Raw genomic sequence first — 14,977 nt, 5'->3', positions numbered from 1 at the left:
CCCGCTGGAGGATCTCAGGCGTCACGCCCCCGGATTCTCCCCCACTATACGTCCGGGTCAAACACCTGGCTGGACTTCTCCAGAACCTGGCCCTTGAAAAACGCCGGCTGCACCTTGTACATGATGAACATCAGCACCACGCCCAGCAGCAGCACGCCCATACCCAGGATGAAAACCAGCCCCAATCCGCCGACGTTGGAACCGGAACCATAGGCCGGGTCCATCGAGTCATAGGCGGTCTTGACGAACATGACCAACAGGATCACGCCGCCCACCAGCGGCGCCAGGAACTTGAACAAAAATGACCTGACGCCATGGAAAGCCTCGGCGCGGAAGTACCAGACGCAGGCCAGCGCGGTGATCCCGTAGTAGAAGCAGATCATCATGCCCAGCGCGGTGATGGTGTCCCACAGGGCATTCTCCGAAACGGTCCGCGTGATGATGTAGAACGCGGCGGCGGCCACCGCGGAGGCTATGGTGGCGTAGCTCGGTGACTTGTGCGCCGGGCTGATCCGACCGAATTTGCGCGGCAGTGCGCGGTAGTGGCCCATGGACAGCAGCGTCCGCGCCGGGGAAACGAAAGTGGACTGCAGAGACGCGGCGGAACTGCTCAGGATTGCCAGCGACATCAGGATCGCGAAGGGACCCATCACCGGCCCCGCCAACACCGCAAAGATACTCGCCTGGTTGTCAGGATTTCCCGCGCCCAAGCCGGTGTCCCCCACGCCGGCAAAAGCGAGCGTGGCAAGTGCGACGGTCATGTATATGACCACAATCACCAGCACCGTCACGGTGGCCGCACGGCCCGGGGTCTTTTCCGGATTCTTCGTTTCCTCGTTCATGGTCAGCGTGACGTCCCAACCCCAGTAGATGAAGATGGAAAGCGAAACTCCCGCGGCGAAGGCAGTGAACGAACCGACGGCGAACGGGTTGAACCAGTCGGGCGTGATCGCGGTCGCGTCAAAGGCCGTGCCGTTGGCTACGTGGCTGAACGCTGCCACGGCGAACCAGCCCAGCACCAGCAGCTGGAATCCGACCAGCACATACTGGAAGGTCTTGGTGGTCTCCATGCCGCGGTAGGAGATCCAGCAGGCGAGCGCGATGAACACTAACGTGGTGGCAATGTTCAGCGGCAGGTTTGCGGACAGGTCCGCCAGGTCCGGGTTGCCGGTGAGCTGGGCCAGCATCAGATAGAAAAAGTCGACGGCGACGGCGGCCAGGTTGGAGAGCACGATGATGGTGGCCGAAATCAGGCCCCAGCCACCCATCCAACCGATCCACGGACCGAACGCGCGGCTGGCCCAGGTGAACGACGTGCCGGCATCCGGCATCGCATTGTTGAGCTCCCGGTAACCGAGGGCCACCAGAAGCATGGGCACGAATCCGACCAAAAAGATCGCGGGCAGATGCACGCCAACCTCGGCCACGGTAGGGCCCAGCGCTGCGGTGAGCGTATAGGCGGGTGCAATGCAGGAAACACCGATGACGACGGCGCCGATCAGCCCGACGGAACCAGCCTTCAGACCCTTTTCACTGAGTCCTTTTTCATTGGGACCTTTTTCGTCGGGGCCTCTTCCGTGCAGGCCCTTGTTCGTGGAATCGCTCTTGACTGCTTCGGTACTCATCGGTTCACCTCTTCTGATGCGGTGGTATCGGTACTGCCGGGCGCGGCACCGTCAAGCTCGTGCTTCCGCCGCCGCAACATCGAGGACATCCTCCGCCCCTGCCCGCAGCCCGACCCCGCAGGTCAGCCGTGTGATCGGATCCGTTCGGCCGTACCCCTGCGGCGCGAGGGCGACAGGTACCGTGGCCGCGTGCAGCACGGTACTGGCAACGGGGCCAACGGTGAACCGTTTGAACAGGCCATTGCTGCCGGCCCCGATCACCAGCAGACCGGCGCCAAATTCCTCCGCCGCGGCGATCAGCACCGAAGCCTCGGATTCCCCCTTCCGGACATGCGCCTGCGCAGCAATGTCCGCGGGAATCAGGGCAAGCGCTTCCTCAAGCCAACGCTGCGCCTGATCGGTGACGATGCTCGCATAGCCGGCAGCTGGGGGATGCACCACGTTATACGGCGAATTGTCCGGCAGCACCATGACCAGATCCAGAGAAGCGCCTTGTCGGAGGGCAAACGCGATGGCCAGATTGACGACATCGCGACCTCTGTCATTGGCCGAATATCCCACTGCGTAACGCATCTTCTGACCCCTCTTTGTACGAAACTAACCTGTCCGTAATTACCCTGCCGGGATATCCCGTGGCCACAATTACCCTGACCGCATCCCTGGGTTAGGAGCCTACGACGGCGGCGGCGGCCTCGGGCGCGTTGTGCGCATCGGCGGTGAGGATCCTGGCAGCGGTGTACTGGCCCATCCGCACCGCTCCGTCCACGTGCTGGTAGCCCTCGGCCGCCAGATCAGAGGAAGACCAATGGATCGGGCCGACGGGTTTAAGCTGGTCCGCGCCGTAACGGTGCAGACCGCCGAGGTCATAACTGGTGGCGTAGGCGCCGCGGGTCCATTCCTCCGACCCCCAGTCGGATTCGTAGTACACCACCGGATCCAACGCCTTGTCCCCGAGGAAGCCGGCCAGGGACTCGGTGATCTTCCGCTTGCGCTCTTCGGCGCCGAGAGTGAAGGCATAGTCGGCCTTTTCGTCCGAGATGAAGCCAACGAGGGTGCCACGCGGATCCTCGTGGTTGGTATTGTCGTAAACCTCCTGGACCAGCGATGATGCGCTGAACCCCGTGCCGCAAAGACCGTCCTCACGCCAGAACGGGGTCGCATACACGGCGTGCACCTTAATGACGAGCCCGAGGGATTGGTGCTGGTGCATCTGGTGCTGCCGGCGCGGCAGGGGAGGTTCGAAGGAGACGCGCGTATACAGGTTCGGCGGGACGGCCATGATGGCATAGCGGGCAGTGACCGTGGCCGCATCCGAGAGGGCCGTGACGGTAAACCTTCCGGTGCCGACAGCATCCTCCGTGCCGCGGGCACAGTCTGCGCCGCCGTCGTCCGCCGCCCAGCGCAGGGTCCGGACCGGGGAATTAAGGACGACGTCGGCGCCAAGTTCCGCGGCCATCCGTTCCGAGACCTGCTGCATGCCGCCGATCACACGTTTGTCCAGGATGTAATCCTCATCGACGAGGTTACTGAACGAGCCAGCGGAGGCGGCCATCAGCACAGCCTGCAGCGCCGAAAAGGAATGGGCCGGCTTGGTCAGCATGCCGCCGGCAATGAAGAGGCCGATGTTGTTGCAGGCCTCCTCATCGGTGGACTGCTGCCGGAGCCAATGATGGAAGGAAATGATGTCCAGCTCGCGGGACCTCGCATGGGCCCACGGCTCGTGGGCACCGATTTCAGCGGCGAGGGAATCCAGCAGGTCGATCAGCCTGGCCATCTCCGCCGCCGTGTGCTCACCGACCGGGAACATCTCACCGGTGTAGCGCGTGCGGATGCCGTCCGGGGAGATGTAAACGGACTCGCCGTCGCGGTAGCGGTCAAACGTCTCCAGTCCCAGTTCCTTCAACAGCCCTATCAACGCCGTCTGGTCAGGAGAGACCCATTGCCCGCCGATTTCCAGCGTGGCGCCGTCGATCACGTTCGTCCAGGTACGGCCGCCCACCCGGTCCCGTGCCTCCAGGACCGCCACGCTAAGACCGGCCTTCTTCAGCTCATAGGCTGCCGTCATACCCGAAGGTCCGGCTCCAATAATTACGACGTCGCGTTCCAGATTCCGCATCGCTTCCTCTCCATCGGGCCGTTCCGTGACCGGCCGCACTATATGAATGTTGTTCATTTTTATTAGACTCTAACCGGTGCTCGTCATTTTAGGAAGAGCAGCAATGGAATAATTCCAACTGGACAGTTCCAACTAGGTAGCAGGTAACGCACTCAAAACACGAAATGGGTGCACGTGCTGCTACCTAGTTGGGTCGGGAGGGCATAGAGGGGGCAGCATTGGAGAGCGCAACACCGGCGGCTGGGGCAAAGCGGCGTGCGGGCCGGCCGCCGCAGGCCGTTCTCGGCCCGGACCGGATCACTCAGGGGGCACTGCGGCTCATTGCAAAGGTCGGTTACAAGGGCCTGACCATGTCCGCGCTGGCGCACCTGCTGAACGTGGCGCCTTCCGCGCTGTATAACCACGTGAGCTCCAAACGGGGCGTACTGCTCCTGATCGAAGACCATCTCATGGGTGGGGTCGACGTTTCCGGCTTCGGCGCCGAACCATGGCATGAGGCCGTACGCCGCTGGGCCTGGTCCTATCGGGACGTCTTTGCGCGGCACACACCGCTCATCCCGGTGATCGCCGTTTTGCCCGTGACCAATGCGCCGCAGACCGTGAAAATGTACGAGGCGGTCACCGCTGGTTTCCTGCAGGCCGGCTGGCCTGAGGAGCGGATCATAGACGCGATTGTGGCGTTGGAATCCTTCATCTTCGGATCCGCATTCGACGTGACGGCTCCGGCCGATATTTTCGACTCCGGGGACCTGGCCGCCGATGCACCACTCTTTACCGCTGCGGTGAGATCCCGCGTTCGCACGCCGTCACGTAAGTCACGCGACAATTCAGGTGACAGTTCGAGTGACAGCGCCTTTGAGCTGGGTCTCGAGGTGCTCATCGCCGGCATCGGCGTCCGCAGCGGACGCCGATGATGCGCCGTCGTCATCACCGCAGGTCTGCGCCACCGGGCAGGCTGCCAGCCGCGGCGCCCCGATAGTGTCCGGCTCTGGTCAGGATGGAGCAGGGTCCAATAGGGTGGGAGGGGTTGCAGATGCGGCCGCCCGAAAAGGAGAGAATCATGGGAATTAATCTCAGCCATGCCGCCCTTCGACTCGTCACCGGGGCCTTCATCCTCAACTCCGGCGTGGGCAAGCTGAAACTGGATGAGGAACACGCTGCCGGCCTGCAGTCGATGGCCGGAAATGCCATTCCTGCGCTGAAGAAGCTGCCGCCGGAAAGGTTCGGCAAAATGCTCAGTTTCGGCGAAATCACCGTCGGCTCACTCCTGCTGGCGCCCTTTGTCCCCAGCCGGCTGGCCGGCCTTGCACTCGGTGTTTTCTCGGGCTCGCTGGTCACCATGTATCTCAGGACACCGGGAATGACGGAGCCCGACGGCTTCCGCCCCACCCCGGCGGGTACGGCGCTTGCCAAAGACACCTGGATGCTCGGCATCGCCGCAGCGCTGCTTTTGGACCGCAAGCACAAAGGCGTCAAAGTCGCCAGGCGCGCGGCTGGGTAGACGGCTTACCGCCCGGGCGGCAGGCCTCGGACGTAGGCGGCCTGGCCGACGTGCATCAGGCAGTCCTGGAGCACACTGACCAGCCGCACACCCAGGCTGACCGACGGGTCCCAGGAATCGTCGACGATGCGGTCCAGCGCCGCCTTATCGAGTCCATTAAGGAATTCCAGGGTCTTCGCCTGCACCGCCTGATAGTACTCCTGCAGCAGCGAACCCGACTCGACCTGCACCGCGGACACCTGGTCGTGGCTGTGCCCGTACCCGGTGTCCTCGGGCTGCAGCCCAAAGCCAAAGCGGTCCTTGAACCCGGCGGATATCCACTGCTGGTCTGTCCCGGCCACGTCCGAAAGGTGATCGTCCTGGACCCGGCTTAGGTGCCAGACCAGCCAGGCAATCGAGTTACCCTCGCCGCCGGGACGCCGGTTCAGTTCCGCCGCCCCCAGCCCCTTCAGCACGCCCTCCACCAGGGCGGGGATCCGGCCGAAAGCATCCGCCAGGAGGTCTGTGGGTTCCATATCAGCCATGGTTCCATGGCGGGCCACGGACCACCAGAGGCAGCACGCGATATCATGCTAGTTAACCCCTGAAATTTAACCCCCTACCAGCTAACCCCAGTAGCGCTTGAAGCCCTACAACCGCAGTTTGGAGAATAGCCATTACAGACGTGTCCGCACAGCATGATGTCTACATCGGCAGTCCCGCGCCCGACGACGAACGCGACCTGGTCGAGGAAACCTCGCCCGCCGCCGTCGTCCGTCTGACGAACCGGCCGGACGTCATCCAGTACCAGGGCCGCTACGCCCTGCTCAACGTGGACCGCACGCCCTATCAGGCGATGGTCGAGGATCTGTTGTTCATCCGGGCCGCGCTGGAGGACGCCGGGCTGACGTATCTGTTGGTGCGCGGCAACAATGAGCGGCCGGTCATCTCGGTGGACTGGAAGGGCCGCAAGAAGCTGCGGAAGGCCCTGGCCAAGGCCTGCTTGAACGAGCCGTTCTACGCCATCACGGTCGATGCAAAGAAGAAATCGTCGCTGTTGGTGGCGGACGGCGAGCTGGCCCGCAACCGCAAAGCCCGGATCCTGCGGCTGTACCGTCCGCGCGTTGAGCCCGAGGGGGGACTGGTGTACGGGCCGTCGATGGGTGTGCAGATCGAGCTGTGGAGCTTCGAGGGGGAAACCCTGGTGCTGCCGATGGAGAATTCCCTGACCCGGCGGATCCTGCCGAATGCCGAAGCCGTCCGCGGCACGGTGGAACGGTACGGTCACGTCTGGCCGACGATCGAGAACATGTTCGCCGATCATGCCACCGACATCCGTTTCGACATCGATATGGTCTTTTCCTGGGTGGACGGCAGCTCGCCGGAGTACCAGGCGGCGCGCCGCGCCCGAGAGGTCGGCGTCGTCCTCGGTGAGGGCGACGACAACGAAGCCCGCTTCCGGCAGATCGATGAGCTCAAATACGCCCTGCGTTCCATCTATATGTATGCGCCCTGGGTGCGGCGGATTTTTATCGCCACGGATTCGCCGGCTCCCGCGTGGCTGGCCGACCACCCGACCGTAACGATCGTGCGCAGCGAGGAATTTTTTGCGGATCCTTCCGTCTTGCCCACGCACAACTCGCAGGCGGTGGAATGCCAACTGCACCACATTGACGGCCTCGCCGAGCACTTCCTGTATTCCAATGACGACATGTTCTTCGGCCGCCCCGTCAGTCCCGATATGTTTTTCACGCCGGGAGGCATCACCAGATTCATCCAAGCGGACACCCGGATCGGCCTGGGCGAGAACGCGGCCGAGCGCAGCGGCTTTGAAAACGCTGCCCGGGTGAACCGGAAACTTCTTTGGAACCGCTTCGGCCGGATCACCACCCGGCATCTGGAGCACGCGGCGGCTCCCTTGCGCCGCAGCGTCATGGCGGAAATGGAACGCGAATTCCCGACGGAATTTGCGGCGACCGCGGCCAGCACATTCCGGGCGGCGGACAACATCTCCGTGACCAACTCGCTGTACCACTACTACGCGCTGCTCACCGGTCAGGCCGTCACCCAGCGCGACGCCAGAGTGCGTTACATTGACACGACCATGCGTTCGGGCCTGACATATCTGCCGCGGCTGCTGGCCAAACGGAACGCAGACTTCTTCTGTCTCAATGACGGAAGTTTCCCCGAGGTCGCCGCCGAGGAACGCGCCGAATTGGTCACGGACTTCCTGGAAAAGTACTACCCCCTTCGGGCGCCCTGGGAAAAATAGCATCCTTGGACCGCGGAGTGGGTACTGCCGCCCTAAGGCCATCCGCGGAAGGGGCAGGCATCGCCAGTCGACGGCCGGGCGCAATCGAGTGCGGGGCGCTCTCAGCTCCGGACCAGCGCCGCGCGCCGCGCTTCAACCCGTGTCCCCGCGCCAGGTGATGGCTCGTGTTCTGGGATGCGGATTCCGGCGGCGGCAAGGCGGCGCTGCGTTTCCTCGGCGCTGACGTACTCCCCCACCGTTGCCCCGCCGCCCAGCGGCACTACCGAGTGGACCACTGTGTGCTCATAAACATGGACGAGGTTGAAGGCCTGCGCCGCGTCCCGACCGCGGTGGCTACCGGACGTCACCGCCAGGTCCTGTGTGTAACAGGTCGCCGATGCCACTGAGACCGGGATACCGGCAAACATCGCCATGGAGGAATAATGCAGATGCCCGGCCAGGATGGTGCGGACGTCGGATCCCCACAGCACGCTGGCCAGCTCGGGCTGGCGGCGCAGTTCCACCAGCACGGACAGATCCTGAATGCACGGGACCGGAGGGTGGTGCAGCGCCAGAATGGTTCCGTCCGGGGCGGGCTCGGCCAGTTCGGCGGCCAGCCATTCCAGCTGTGCAGTGCTGATCTCGCCGTGATGGAAGCCCGGAACCGTCGAGTCCAAGGTGATGATGCGAAGCCCGGTGATGTCGTAGCTGCGGTCCACCGGCGCCGAGTTGGGGCTCTGATCGAGCAGGGAGGAACGGAATTGGGCGCGGTCGTCGTGATTGCCCATCGCCCAGATCACCTGCGCGCCCATTGCCTCGGCCGCCGGTTCCACAATTGCACGCAGCTTGACGTAAGCCTCGGGCTCGCCCTTGTCCGCAAGATCTCCGGTAAATACCACCGCCTCGGGCCGGACACCGGAGGCCCGAACCTCCGCGAAGACCTGACGCAGCCGGGCCTCGCTGTCCACGGCCCCATACAGCCGGCCCGGACCACCCACCAGATGGGTGTCGCTCAGATGAAGTATGAAATGACTCGGCCTGGAATGCTCGGCCTGGATGAGTTCCATCACTACCTTTGTTGGTCGGGTGGAGGATGTTCCCCCAGCTTCCCTCTCACTTAACATCCAACCAGACCCAAGCCAACTTTGGGGAAACTGCGGGAAGCGTGTCATGAACATCACAGTTTCGCATTCCGGGCCGGTAAGCCAATCATGACGTTGGTGTCAGAATTTGCTTGGGCATACACCGCGGCCAGCACAGCTGGTGTAAATGGACGACCCGGGGCACTGGCTCCCTGTTTTCCGAGTGATCTGGTTCTGTGCACCTCAGGCCCCGATACGTAAATTTGAGGCTACACCAGGCGAGGTGATCTGGATCACCCACAGTTAGACTGTGCGGACCGATGCCTCCCGGTGGACCCTAGCCTGTCGCCTCGTGACGCAGGCACAGAAGTGCACTTCAACGGGTTCCGTCTGAGCATTTGGAGGAAACGTGGACAACGCCGATCCTGGGCAGGCCGAGAATGCCGGCCTTAGTAAGGGGCTTAAAAGCCGACACATGAACCTGATCGCCATAGGGGGGGTCATTGGCGCCGGCCTGTTCGTCGGCAGTGGCGTCGTGATCAGCAACACCGGTCCGGCAGCAATCATCTCCTTCTCCATCGCTGGCCTCATCACCCTGCTCCTGATGCGGATGCTCGCCGAAATGGCCGTAGCCCGCCCCGTCGTTGGGTCCTTCTACGTCTATGCGCGGCAGGCGCTGGGCCAGCGGGCCGGCTTTACCACCGGCTGGATGTACTGGTATTTCTTCGTCATCGTAGTGGCCGTCGAGGCTATTGCGGGCGGGCGGATCATCCAGCTGTGGTTCCCGATGATCCCGCTGTGGATACTCAGCCTGGGCCTGATGCTGCTGCTGAGCGCAACTAACATGATTTCGGCCCGCTCTTTCGGGGAGTTCGAGTACTGGTTCTCCGGCATCAAGGTCGTCGCCATCATTGCGTTCCTGGCTCTCGGCGTGCTGTGGATCACCGGACTGTGGCCCCATTCCACTCCGGGACTAGCCAACCTTATCGACCACGGCGGGTTCACTCCGCTGGGCTGGGGGGCGGTCCTGGCCGCCGTGGTCCCCTGCGTGGCTTTCTATACCGGTGCGGAAATCATCACCATTGCCGCCGCGGAATCGGAAGATCCGCAACTGGCTGTCAAAAAGGCCATGCGCTCGATCGTCGTCCGCGTCGTGACGTTCTATGTTGGGTCAATCTTCGTGGTCGTGACCATCCAGACCTGGGACGCGAAGAGCGTTGGTGTCAGCCCATACGCGGCGGTGCTGGATGTGATGGGTATTCCGGCCGTAGCCACCATCATGAACTTCATCGTTCTGACAGCTGTCCTCTCGTGCCTGAATTCCGCGCTGTACACCACCTCACGCATGCTCTTCGCCCTCACCCGCAACGGGGATGCGCCTAAATTCTTCACCAAGCTGTCCAAGGGCGGCGTTCCCCGCCGGGCCATCCTGCTGGGCACCACCGTCGGGTATATCTCCGTGGTGTGCGTGTACATGTGGGGCGACGTGGTGTTCAGCTTCCTGGTGAACTCGTACGGCGCGGTCGCACTCTTCGTCTACCTGGTGATCGCCGTTTCACAGGTGGTCCTGCGCAAGAGACTTGACCGCGAAGACCCCGCGGCGCTGAAACTGAAGATGTGGCTGTTTCCCGGGCTCAGCTACGCGACAATCGCGCTCATGCTGGCGGTGATCGTGGCCATGGCCATTCTTCCCAGCACCCAGACCCAGTTCCTGATGAGCGGCGTCACGCTGATTGTGATCCTGCTCGGCTATGAGCTCCGGAAACGGTTCGGAAGGCGGCCGGAGTCCGACGACGGCGCCGCGGCGCCGCGGAAGGCCACTGACTCGGCGGTTGCCGCGCCTGTCAACGGCGCCGGGCCCGTGGCGGTGTCCTTGTCAGAGGCGTCCGCCTTGGGCCAGGACGCGCACGGCTTCCAGGCCAGCGAGTCCGTGAAAATCCCCAACTGAGCTGTCGTCCGGAGCAGGCTCCGGCCCAAGAGCCTGCTCCGGGAACTATGTCACTGAAGACATATCTCCCGGAGCGGGCTCTGTTGCGGTTGGGGGTCAGCTGCCACGGTTTAACTTGGGACTTATTGGGGGTAACGGGGCGAAGGCTTCAGCGCCGCGCCGCCAGCAGGGCAAGGACGTGGCCGACGACGGCGCTGGTCGTACCGCTCGATGCGGGCGGGATTTCAGGGCTCTTCGCGGTTCATGGTGAAACCGGGCCCGCTGAGATGAATTCATTCCACCTTCCGGGCGGCACTTCTGAGAGATTGCGCCAATAGGTCATGGCCGGTGTTTGGGCCGGTGTCCTGGCGGTGGGTGGTCAAACCCTCGCGGATGGGCCTGCGGACTATGATCGCGTTGGCCAGGGCGATAAACGCCTCGATCATGGGAACGCGTTTTTCGGTGAGCTCTGGACAGCATCGAGAACGCAGTCCAGCCACTCGGCCGGGACCCACTTCCCACGCGTTATTGCGAGTTTCACGTCCTTATCTCCGCGCCGCCAATAGGGCAAGGACCTGGCCGACGACGGCGCTGGTCGTTCCGCTCGAAAGGTCCAGCGAGGTGGACCGCCGGTAGTACGGACCCAGATCCAGTCCGACGCCCAACCCGAAGATCTCGGCGCTGCCGGCCGCCTCGTGGCCGGCCACAACTTCGCGCAGGTGATGTTCCAGATACTGGTGATCGTTGGCCAGCGCCGTGGCACCATCCATGGGACTGCCGTCGGACAGCACCAGGAGTAGCCGCCTTTGCGCTCCGCTGTCCTGCCCGCCCCCGTTCAGTCGGCCGCAGGCCCAGTCCACTGCCTCCCCATCGATACCCTCGCGGAACAGATCCCGCTTCAGCAGCCCGGCAATTTCCGGCCGGGCCCGCCGCCATGACGTGTCGGCGTCTTTGAACACCAAATGCCGCACCTCATTGAGCCGACCCGGTTGCTCCGGCCGGCCGGCGCGGAGCCATTCCTTCCGGACCCGACCGCCGTTCCAAGCACCAGTGGTGAAACCCAGAATCTCACAGCGGGCACCGGCCAGTTCCAGCGCGCGGGCAAAGACGTCCACCAGAACGGACAGCGCCAGGCTGTGTTCCTTCATGGAGCCGGAGCAGTCGACCAGGAATGTCACCGTGGCATCCGTCCGCGCCGCGGTCCTTTCGCTCCGGAACACTCTGCGCTCCGCGGGGGAGGTGACCAGTAGAGCCAGTCTGCTCCCGTCGATCCGCCCCTCCTCCGCACCGCTGTCCGAGCCGTCCAGGACCTGGGTCGACAGCAGTGTTCCCAGCGCCCGCCCCAGCCGGGGGACGTTGATCCGCTGCCGGGCGATGTCCTCATCAAGGCGCTGCCGGTATTCGCGCAGCAACCCGGGGCGGACCAGATCGGCAGCATGGCGCTGCTGGTCATGGGCCTTCGTAAACACGCGGTAACCGCCCTCCGCTGCCTCAAGGGCGCTGCTGCGCCCGTACGCCGCGGTGGGCACGCCGTCGTCGTCGTGCTCGTGCTCGAAGAGCAGCGCGAAGGCCGGCCGCCGTGAACCGGCGCGGGAGGACCGGGTCTCCTGGGTTTCCAGCTCGTCGCAGCGGGCCGCGATCTCCTCGGCAATGGCGCGGGCGGGGCCGGCAAAGCCGGACTGCGAAAAGCGCTGCCGGCGCAGAGCTGCCAAGGGGGCGCCGATGCGCGGCGCCAGCTCAAAGCGGGTCGATTCAATCAGGTCTTCGACGGCGGCGGCCATGGGTTCGGCAGTGATCCGTGCCCGGCCCATCTGGGCAATGGTAAAGAGGAGGATCCCTTGCGACGTGCCGGTCAGTGTGGAGGCCTCAAACTCCCGCGACCAGTGCAGAAAGCGGCGGCTCAGGTTCGCCCGGACGCCCCGCATGGCATCATCCACGTGGGATTCCACCCGGAACTGTTCCAGCATCTCAAAGACCAGTCTGGCGGCGGTCGGCTGTGGGCAAAGCTCCTGATGCAGGGCCCGGTCGCTGTGCTGCAGACGCAGGGCCATGCCGTCGGCCGCACCGCGCAAAGCAGCCAAACCGCCTTCGCCGTCCGGGTGCAGGTGGGGCGCGGGCGTGGGCTCCCGGAGGTCCCCACGGTAGAGGAGTCCACCACGGAAGTGCACTCCGGGTTGCCCGCCAGTGCCCGGATGGCCGCGGAGCACAGCTCGCCGGTCAGCTGCTGGCGCTGCAGCGACGCTGCTGCCTTTGTCCTCGCGGTCTGCTCCACCGCACCGGCCGGGGTGATCTCCTCTGCGCATGTCCTCGCGGTCTGCTCCGCCGCACCGGCCGGGGTGGCCATGGGAGCGCTACGCGACGTGCGCCGCGGGCAACCACGGCCTCGATGGCGAGTCTGACGGATCCTGCTTGTCCAGTTCCCGGTCCTTGTCCAACTCCCTGACCTTGTCCCGCTCCGTGTCCTTGTCTAACTCCCTATCGAAACAGCGCTGGAAGTATTCGGCCACGACCGGCTGCTCAGCTTCGTCGCATTTATTGACGAAGGAAAGCCGGAACGCCCGCCCGGGGTCGCCGAAGATCTCGATATTCTCGGCCCAGGTGATGACTGTGCGCGGGGACATCAGCGTGGACAGATCCCCCACACGGAAGCCGTTCCTGGTCAGCTTGGCCACGGCGACCATGGACGCAACCAAAGTGCGCCCGGCTGGATGGTCCAGTTCCGGTACCCTTGCCACCACGATCTCGATCTCGTCCTGCTCGGGCGGATGGTTCAGCGCCGCCACGATGTTCCAGCGGTCAATCTGGGCGTGGTTGAGCCGCTGCACGCCGTGGTACATCCCGTTCAAGTTCCCCAGGCCCACGGTGTTGGCCGTCGCGAACAGGCGGAATCCCGGGTGCACGTCGAGGACCCTGTTCTGGTCGAGCAGAGTCAATTTCCCGTCCCGTTCGAGGATCCGCTGGATCACGAACATCACGTCCGGCCGGCCGGCGTCGTACTCGTCCAGGATCAGCGCAACAGGGCGCTGAATGGCCCAGGGAAGAATCCCCTCCTGGAACGCGGTGACCTGCTTGCCGTCCTTAAGCACCACCGTGTCCCGGCCCACCAGATCCAGCCTGCTTATGTGGCCGTCCAGATTGACCCGCACGCACGGCCAGTTCAGCCGCGCCGCCACCTGCTCAATGTGCGTGGATTTACCCGTCCCATGCAGCCCTTGGAGGAGCATCCGCCGGTTCCTCGTAAAGGCCGCCAGGATCGCCAGCGTCACGTCATGGTTGAACCTGTAGGCTGGGTCTACTTGGGGGACATGCTCATCCGCTTCGCTGAATGCGCCCACCATCAGGTCCGAGTCGAGATGGAACAGTTCGCGTACGGAGACGATGCGGTCCGGCGTCGCCGCTTTCAGCTGGTCCACTGCTTGTCCTTGCCAGCGGACCGGATTCCGGCCGTCCGGTGTTCGACGGACTGGATTCCGGCCCTCCGGTCTTCGACGGACTGGGCTTCAATCAGGCCGATCGCATCCGCCGCGCGTTGCAGTGCCGGAAGAAGTTTCAGCCCTTTCTCTGGAGTGAGCCGCATGACGGGCGCCTGCACGGCAACGCAGAGATTGGAGGCGGCGTTGGTCGTGGGAACCAATACGGCGACACAAACCAACCCGGGCAAGAACTCTTCATCGTCGATCGCGTACCCGTCGCGGCGGACACGCTGAAGTTCGCCCTCAATCAGGTCCAGATCAGTCACTGTCTTGTTCGTGTAGCGTTCCAGCGGAGCCGCCCCAAGGAGGCGCCGACGCTGTACTGGACTGAATTGGGAGAGGATCATTTTTCCGCTGGCCGAGCAGTGGACCGGGACCCGGGATCCCGGCTGCAGCGTAATCCGCAGCGGTTCCGGCGTTTCGACGCGGTCCAGGTAGACCACCTCGCTGCCGGAGACCGCTGTGATGTTGCAGCTTTCACCCAGCTCCCCCACCAGGTTCCGCAGCACCGCGTGCCGTGCCCCGTGGTGGATGTCATTGAGCAGCAGGTCTTCAGCCATCCGGCGCAGCCGCACCCCGGCACTGTAATGCCTGCCGTTGTCCTGGCGGATCAACAGGCCTGCTCCTTCCAGCTGCTGCAGCATGCGGTGCAGCGTGGGCTTGGGCGTTCCGGTCTCCTCCACCAGCCCCTGCAGAGTGAAAAGCTGGTCCTTTGTGGCAATCAGTTCCAGCAGCGAGAACAGCCGCATCGTCGGTGTATCCCCGGCCAACTCCACTGCCGTCTGACCATCCGGGCCACTGAGCCTGTGAATCTCAGCCATCTGTTCTCCTCCATCTCGTGAATCCGTCACCTTAGGCCTTCATTCAAATATATCGTACGTGACGTTCCGGATATTGAAAATAACCCTTGACGGTCCTTAATTTTTGTCATAATCTCGCTGTGAACCACAAAACAGGAACACTTCGTTCCACTTTCTAAGCATCTCTACCTATTTTGGGCGTTACCCCGGAGAAGGAGCAGTC

Annotated in this window: 14 protein-coding genes; 5 read left to right on the top strand and 9 right to left on the bottom strand. The window is 63.6% G+C overall.

Annotated features, from left to right (window positions below; all coding sequences use genetic code 11):
- Positions 1–44: 44 nt before the first annotated feature.
- The 3 genes from ACLLJI_RS00755 to ACLLJI_RS00745 form a co-directional block, all read right to left on the bottom strand.
- Positions 45–1,625 (bottom strand): APC family permease, encoded by a 1,581-nt coding sequence (locus tag ACLLJI_RS00755; RefSeq protein ID WP_434616762.1) that lies wholly within the window; start codon positions 1,623–1,625, stop codon positions 45–47.
- Positions 1,626–1,676: 51 nt separating this feature from the next.
- Positions 1,677–2,198, bottom strand: coding sequence for a universal stress protein (locus ACLLJI_RS00750; protein ID WP_434616759.1), 522 nt, complete (start codon positions 2,196–2,198; stop codon positions 1,677–1,679).
- Between the two features lie 91 nt (positions 2,199–2,289).
- The gene (locus tag ACLLJI_RS00745) at positions 2,290–3,741 is read right to left on the bottom strand and encodes a flavin monoamine oxidase family protein (protein ID WP_434621035.1); all 1,452 of its coding nucleotides are present in this window, start codon (positions 3,739–3,741) and stop codon (positions 2,290–2,292) included.
- Between the two features lie 218 nt (positions 3,742–3,959).
- Between ACLLJI_RS00745 and ACLLJI_RS00740 the strand changes: the two genes are divergently transcribed.
- Both ACLLJI_RS00740 and ACLLJI_RS00735 read left to right on the top strand, forming a co-directional pair.
- Positions 3,960–4,655: a TetR/AcrR family transcriptional regulator gene (locus ACLLJI_RS00740; protein ID WP_434616756.1), complete on the top strand. Its 696-nt coding sequence runs from the start codon at positions 3,960–3,962 to the stop codon at positions 4,653–4,655.
- A 146-nt stretch (positions 4,656–4,801) separates the two neighbouring features.
- Entirely contained in the window at positions 4,802–5,242 is a 441-nt protein-coding gene (locus ACLLJI_RS00735; protein WP_434616753.1) for a hypothetical protein, read from the top strand.
- 5 nt (positions 5,243–5,247) lie between these two features.
- Here the strand turns inward: ACLLJI_RS00735 and ACLLJI_RS00730 are convergent, their stop codons facing one another.
- Complete coding sequence (locus tag ACLLJI_RS00730; RefSeq protein ID WP_434616750.1) at positions 5,248–5,766, bottom strand: mycothiol transferase; 519 nt, start codon at positions 5,764–5,766, stop codon at positions 5,248–5,250.
- Positions 5,767–6,077: 311 nt separating this feature from the next.
- Between ACLLJI_RS00730 and ACLLJI_RS00725 the strand changes: the two genes are divergently transcribed.
- Positions 6,078–7,493, top strand: a complete 1,416-nt coding sequence (locus ACLLJI_RS00725; RefSeq protein WP_434621032.1) for a stealth family protein — start codon at positions 6,078–6,080, stop codon at positions 7,491–7,493.
- A 101-nt stretch (positions 7,494–7,594) separates the two neighbouring features.
- Here ACLLJI_RS00725 and ACLLJI_RS00720 read toward each other — a convergent pair whose 3' ends face one another.
- Positions 7,595–8,539, bottom strand: coding sequence for a phosphodiesterase (locus tag ACLLJI_RS00720; RefSeq protein ID WP_434621029.1), 945 nt, complete (start codon positions 8,537–8,539; stop codon positions 7,595–7,597).
- Between the two features lie 490 nt (positions 8,540–9,029).
- Between ACLLJI_RS00720 and ACLLJI_RS00715 the strand changes: the two genes are divergently transcribed.
- On the top strand, positions 9,030–10,502 hold the full coding sequence (locus ACLLJI_RS00715; protein WP_434616747.1) for an amino acid permease: 1,473 nt from the start codon (positions 9,030–9,032) through the stop codon (positions 10,500–10,502).
- 272 nt (positions 10,503–10,774) lie between these two features.
- Here the strand turns inward: ACLLJI_RS00715 and ACLLJI_RS00710 are convergent, their stop codons facing one another.
- The gene (locus tag ACLLJI_RS00710) at positions 10,775–10,927 is read right to left on the bottom strand and encodes a hypothetical protein (RefSeq protein WP_434621783.1); all 153 of its coding nucleotides are present in this window, start codon (positions 10,925–10,927) and stop codon (positions 10,775–10,777) included.
- 99 nt (positions 10,928–11,026) lie between these two features.
- Positions 11,027–12,532 carry a cobaltochelatase CobT-related protein gene (locus tag ACLLJI_RS00705; protein ID WP_434616744.1) on the bottom strand — a complete coding sequence of 502 codons (1,506 nt, stop codon included), beginning with the start codon at positions 12,530–12,532 and terminating at the stop codon, positions 11,027–11,029.
- Between ACLLJI_RS00705 and ACLLJI_RS00700 the strand changes: the two genes are divergently transcribed.
- The gene (locus ACLLJI_RS00700; RefSeq protein ID WP_434621780.1) at positions 12,419–12,880 is read left to right on the top strand and encodes a hypothetical protein; all 462 of its coding nucleotides are present in this window, start codon (positions 12,419–12,421) and stop codon (positions 12,878–12,880) included. The two genes, ACLLJI_RS00705 and ACLLJI_RS00700, sit on opposite strands and share 114 nt — an antisense overlap.
- On the opposite strand, the gene ACLLJI_RS00695 is transcribed toward ACLLJI_RS00700, so the two are convergent.
- Together ACLLJI_RS00695 and ACLLJI_RS00690 are read right to left on the bottom strand one after the other, a co-directional pair.
- Positions 12,833–13,894, bottom strand: coding sequence for an AAA family ATPase (locus ACLLJI_RS00695; RefSeq protein WP_434616741.1), 1,062 nt, complete (start codon positions 13,892–13,894; stop codon positions 12,833–12,835). The two genes, ACLLJI_RS00700 and ACLLJI_RS00695, sit on opposite strands and share 48 nt — an antisense overlap.
- On the bottom strand, positions 13,882–14,775 hold the full coding sequence (locus tag ACLLJI_RS00690) for an IclR family transcriptional regulator (protein ID WP_434616738.1): 894 nt from the start codon (positions 14,773–14,775) through the stop codon (positions 13,882–13,884). Before ACLLJI_RS00690 ends, ACLLJI_RS00695 begins: the two co-directional genes overlap by 13 nt.
- Positions 14,776–14,977: the final 202 nt, after the last annotated feature.

Origin of the sequence: Arthrobacter sp. A5 (assembly GCF_051131705.1) — a bacterium.
Taxonomy (GTDB): Bacteria; Actinomycetota; Actinomycetes; order Actinomycetales; family Micrococcaceae; genus Arthrobacter_M.
This window is presented reverse-complemented; position numbering and strand designations above follow the sequence as displayed.

Coding starts and splice junctions, on each gene's coding strand:
- ACLLJI_RS00755 (WP_434616762.1), bottom strand. CDS start 1,625: ATGAGTACCGAAGCAGTCAAGAGCGATTCCACGAACAAGGGCCTGCAC.
- ACLLJI_RS00750 (WP_434616759.1), bottom strand. CDS start 2,198: ATGCGTTACGCAGTGGGATATTCGGCCAATGACAGAGGTCGCGATGTC.
- ACLLJI_RS00745 (WP_434621035.1), bottom strand. CDS start 3,741: ATGCGGAATCTGGAACGCGACGTCGTAATTATTGGAGCCGGACCTTCG.
- ACLLJI_RS00735 (WP_434616753.1), top strand. CDS start 4,802: ATGGGAATTAATCTCAGCCATGCCGCCCTTCGACTCGTCACCGGGGCC.
- ACLLJI_RS00730 (WP_434616750.1), bottom strand. CDS start 5,766: ATGGCTGATATGGAACCCACAGACCTCCTGGCGGATGCTTTCGGCCGG.
- ACLLJI_RS00725 (WP_434621032.1), top strand. CDS start 6,078: ATGGTCGAGGATCTGTTGTTCATCCGGGCCGCGCTGGAGGACGCCGGG.
- ACLLJI_RS00720 (WP_434621029.1), bottom strand. CDS start 8,539: ATGGAACTCATCCAGGCCGAGCATTCCAGGCCGAGTCATTTCATACTT.
- ACLLJI_RS00715 (WP_434616747.1), top strand. CDS start 9,030: ATGAACCTGATCGCCATAGGGGGGGTCATTGGCGCCGGCCTGTTCGTC.
- ACLLJI_RS00710 (WP_434621783.1), bottom strand. CDS start 10,927: ATGATCGAGGCGTTTATCGCCCTGGCCAACGCGATCATAGTCCGCAGG.
- ACLLJI_RS00705 (WP_434616744.1), bottom strand. CDS start 12,532: ATGGCCCTGCGTCTGCAGCACAGCGACCGGGCCCTGCATCAGGAGCTT.
- ACLLJI_RS00690 (WP_434616738.1), bottom strand. CDS start 14,775: ATGGCTGAGATTCACAGGCTCAGTGGCCCGGATGGTCAGACGGCAGTG.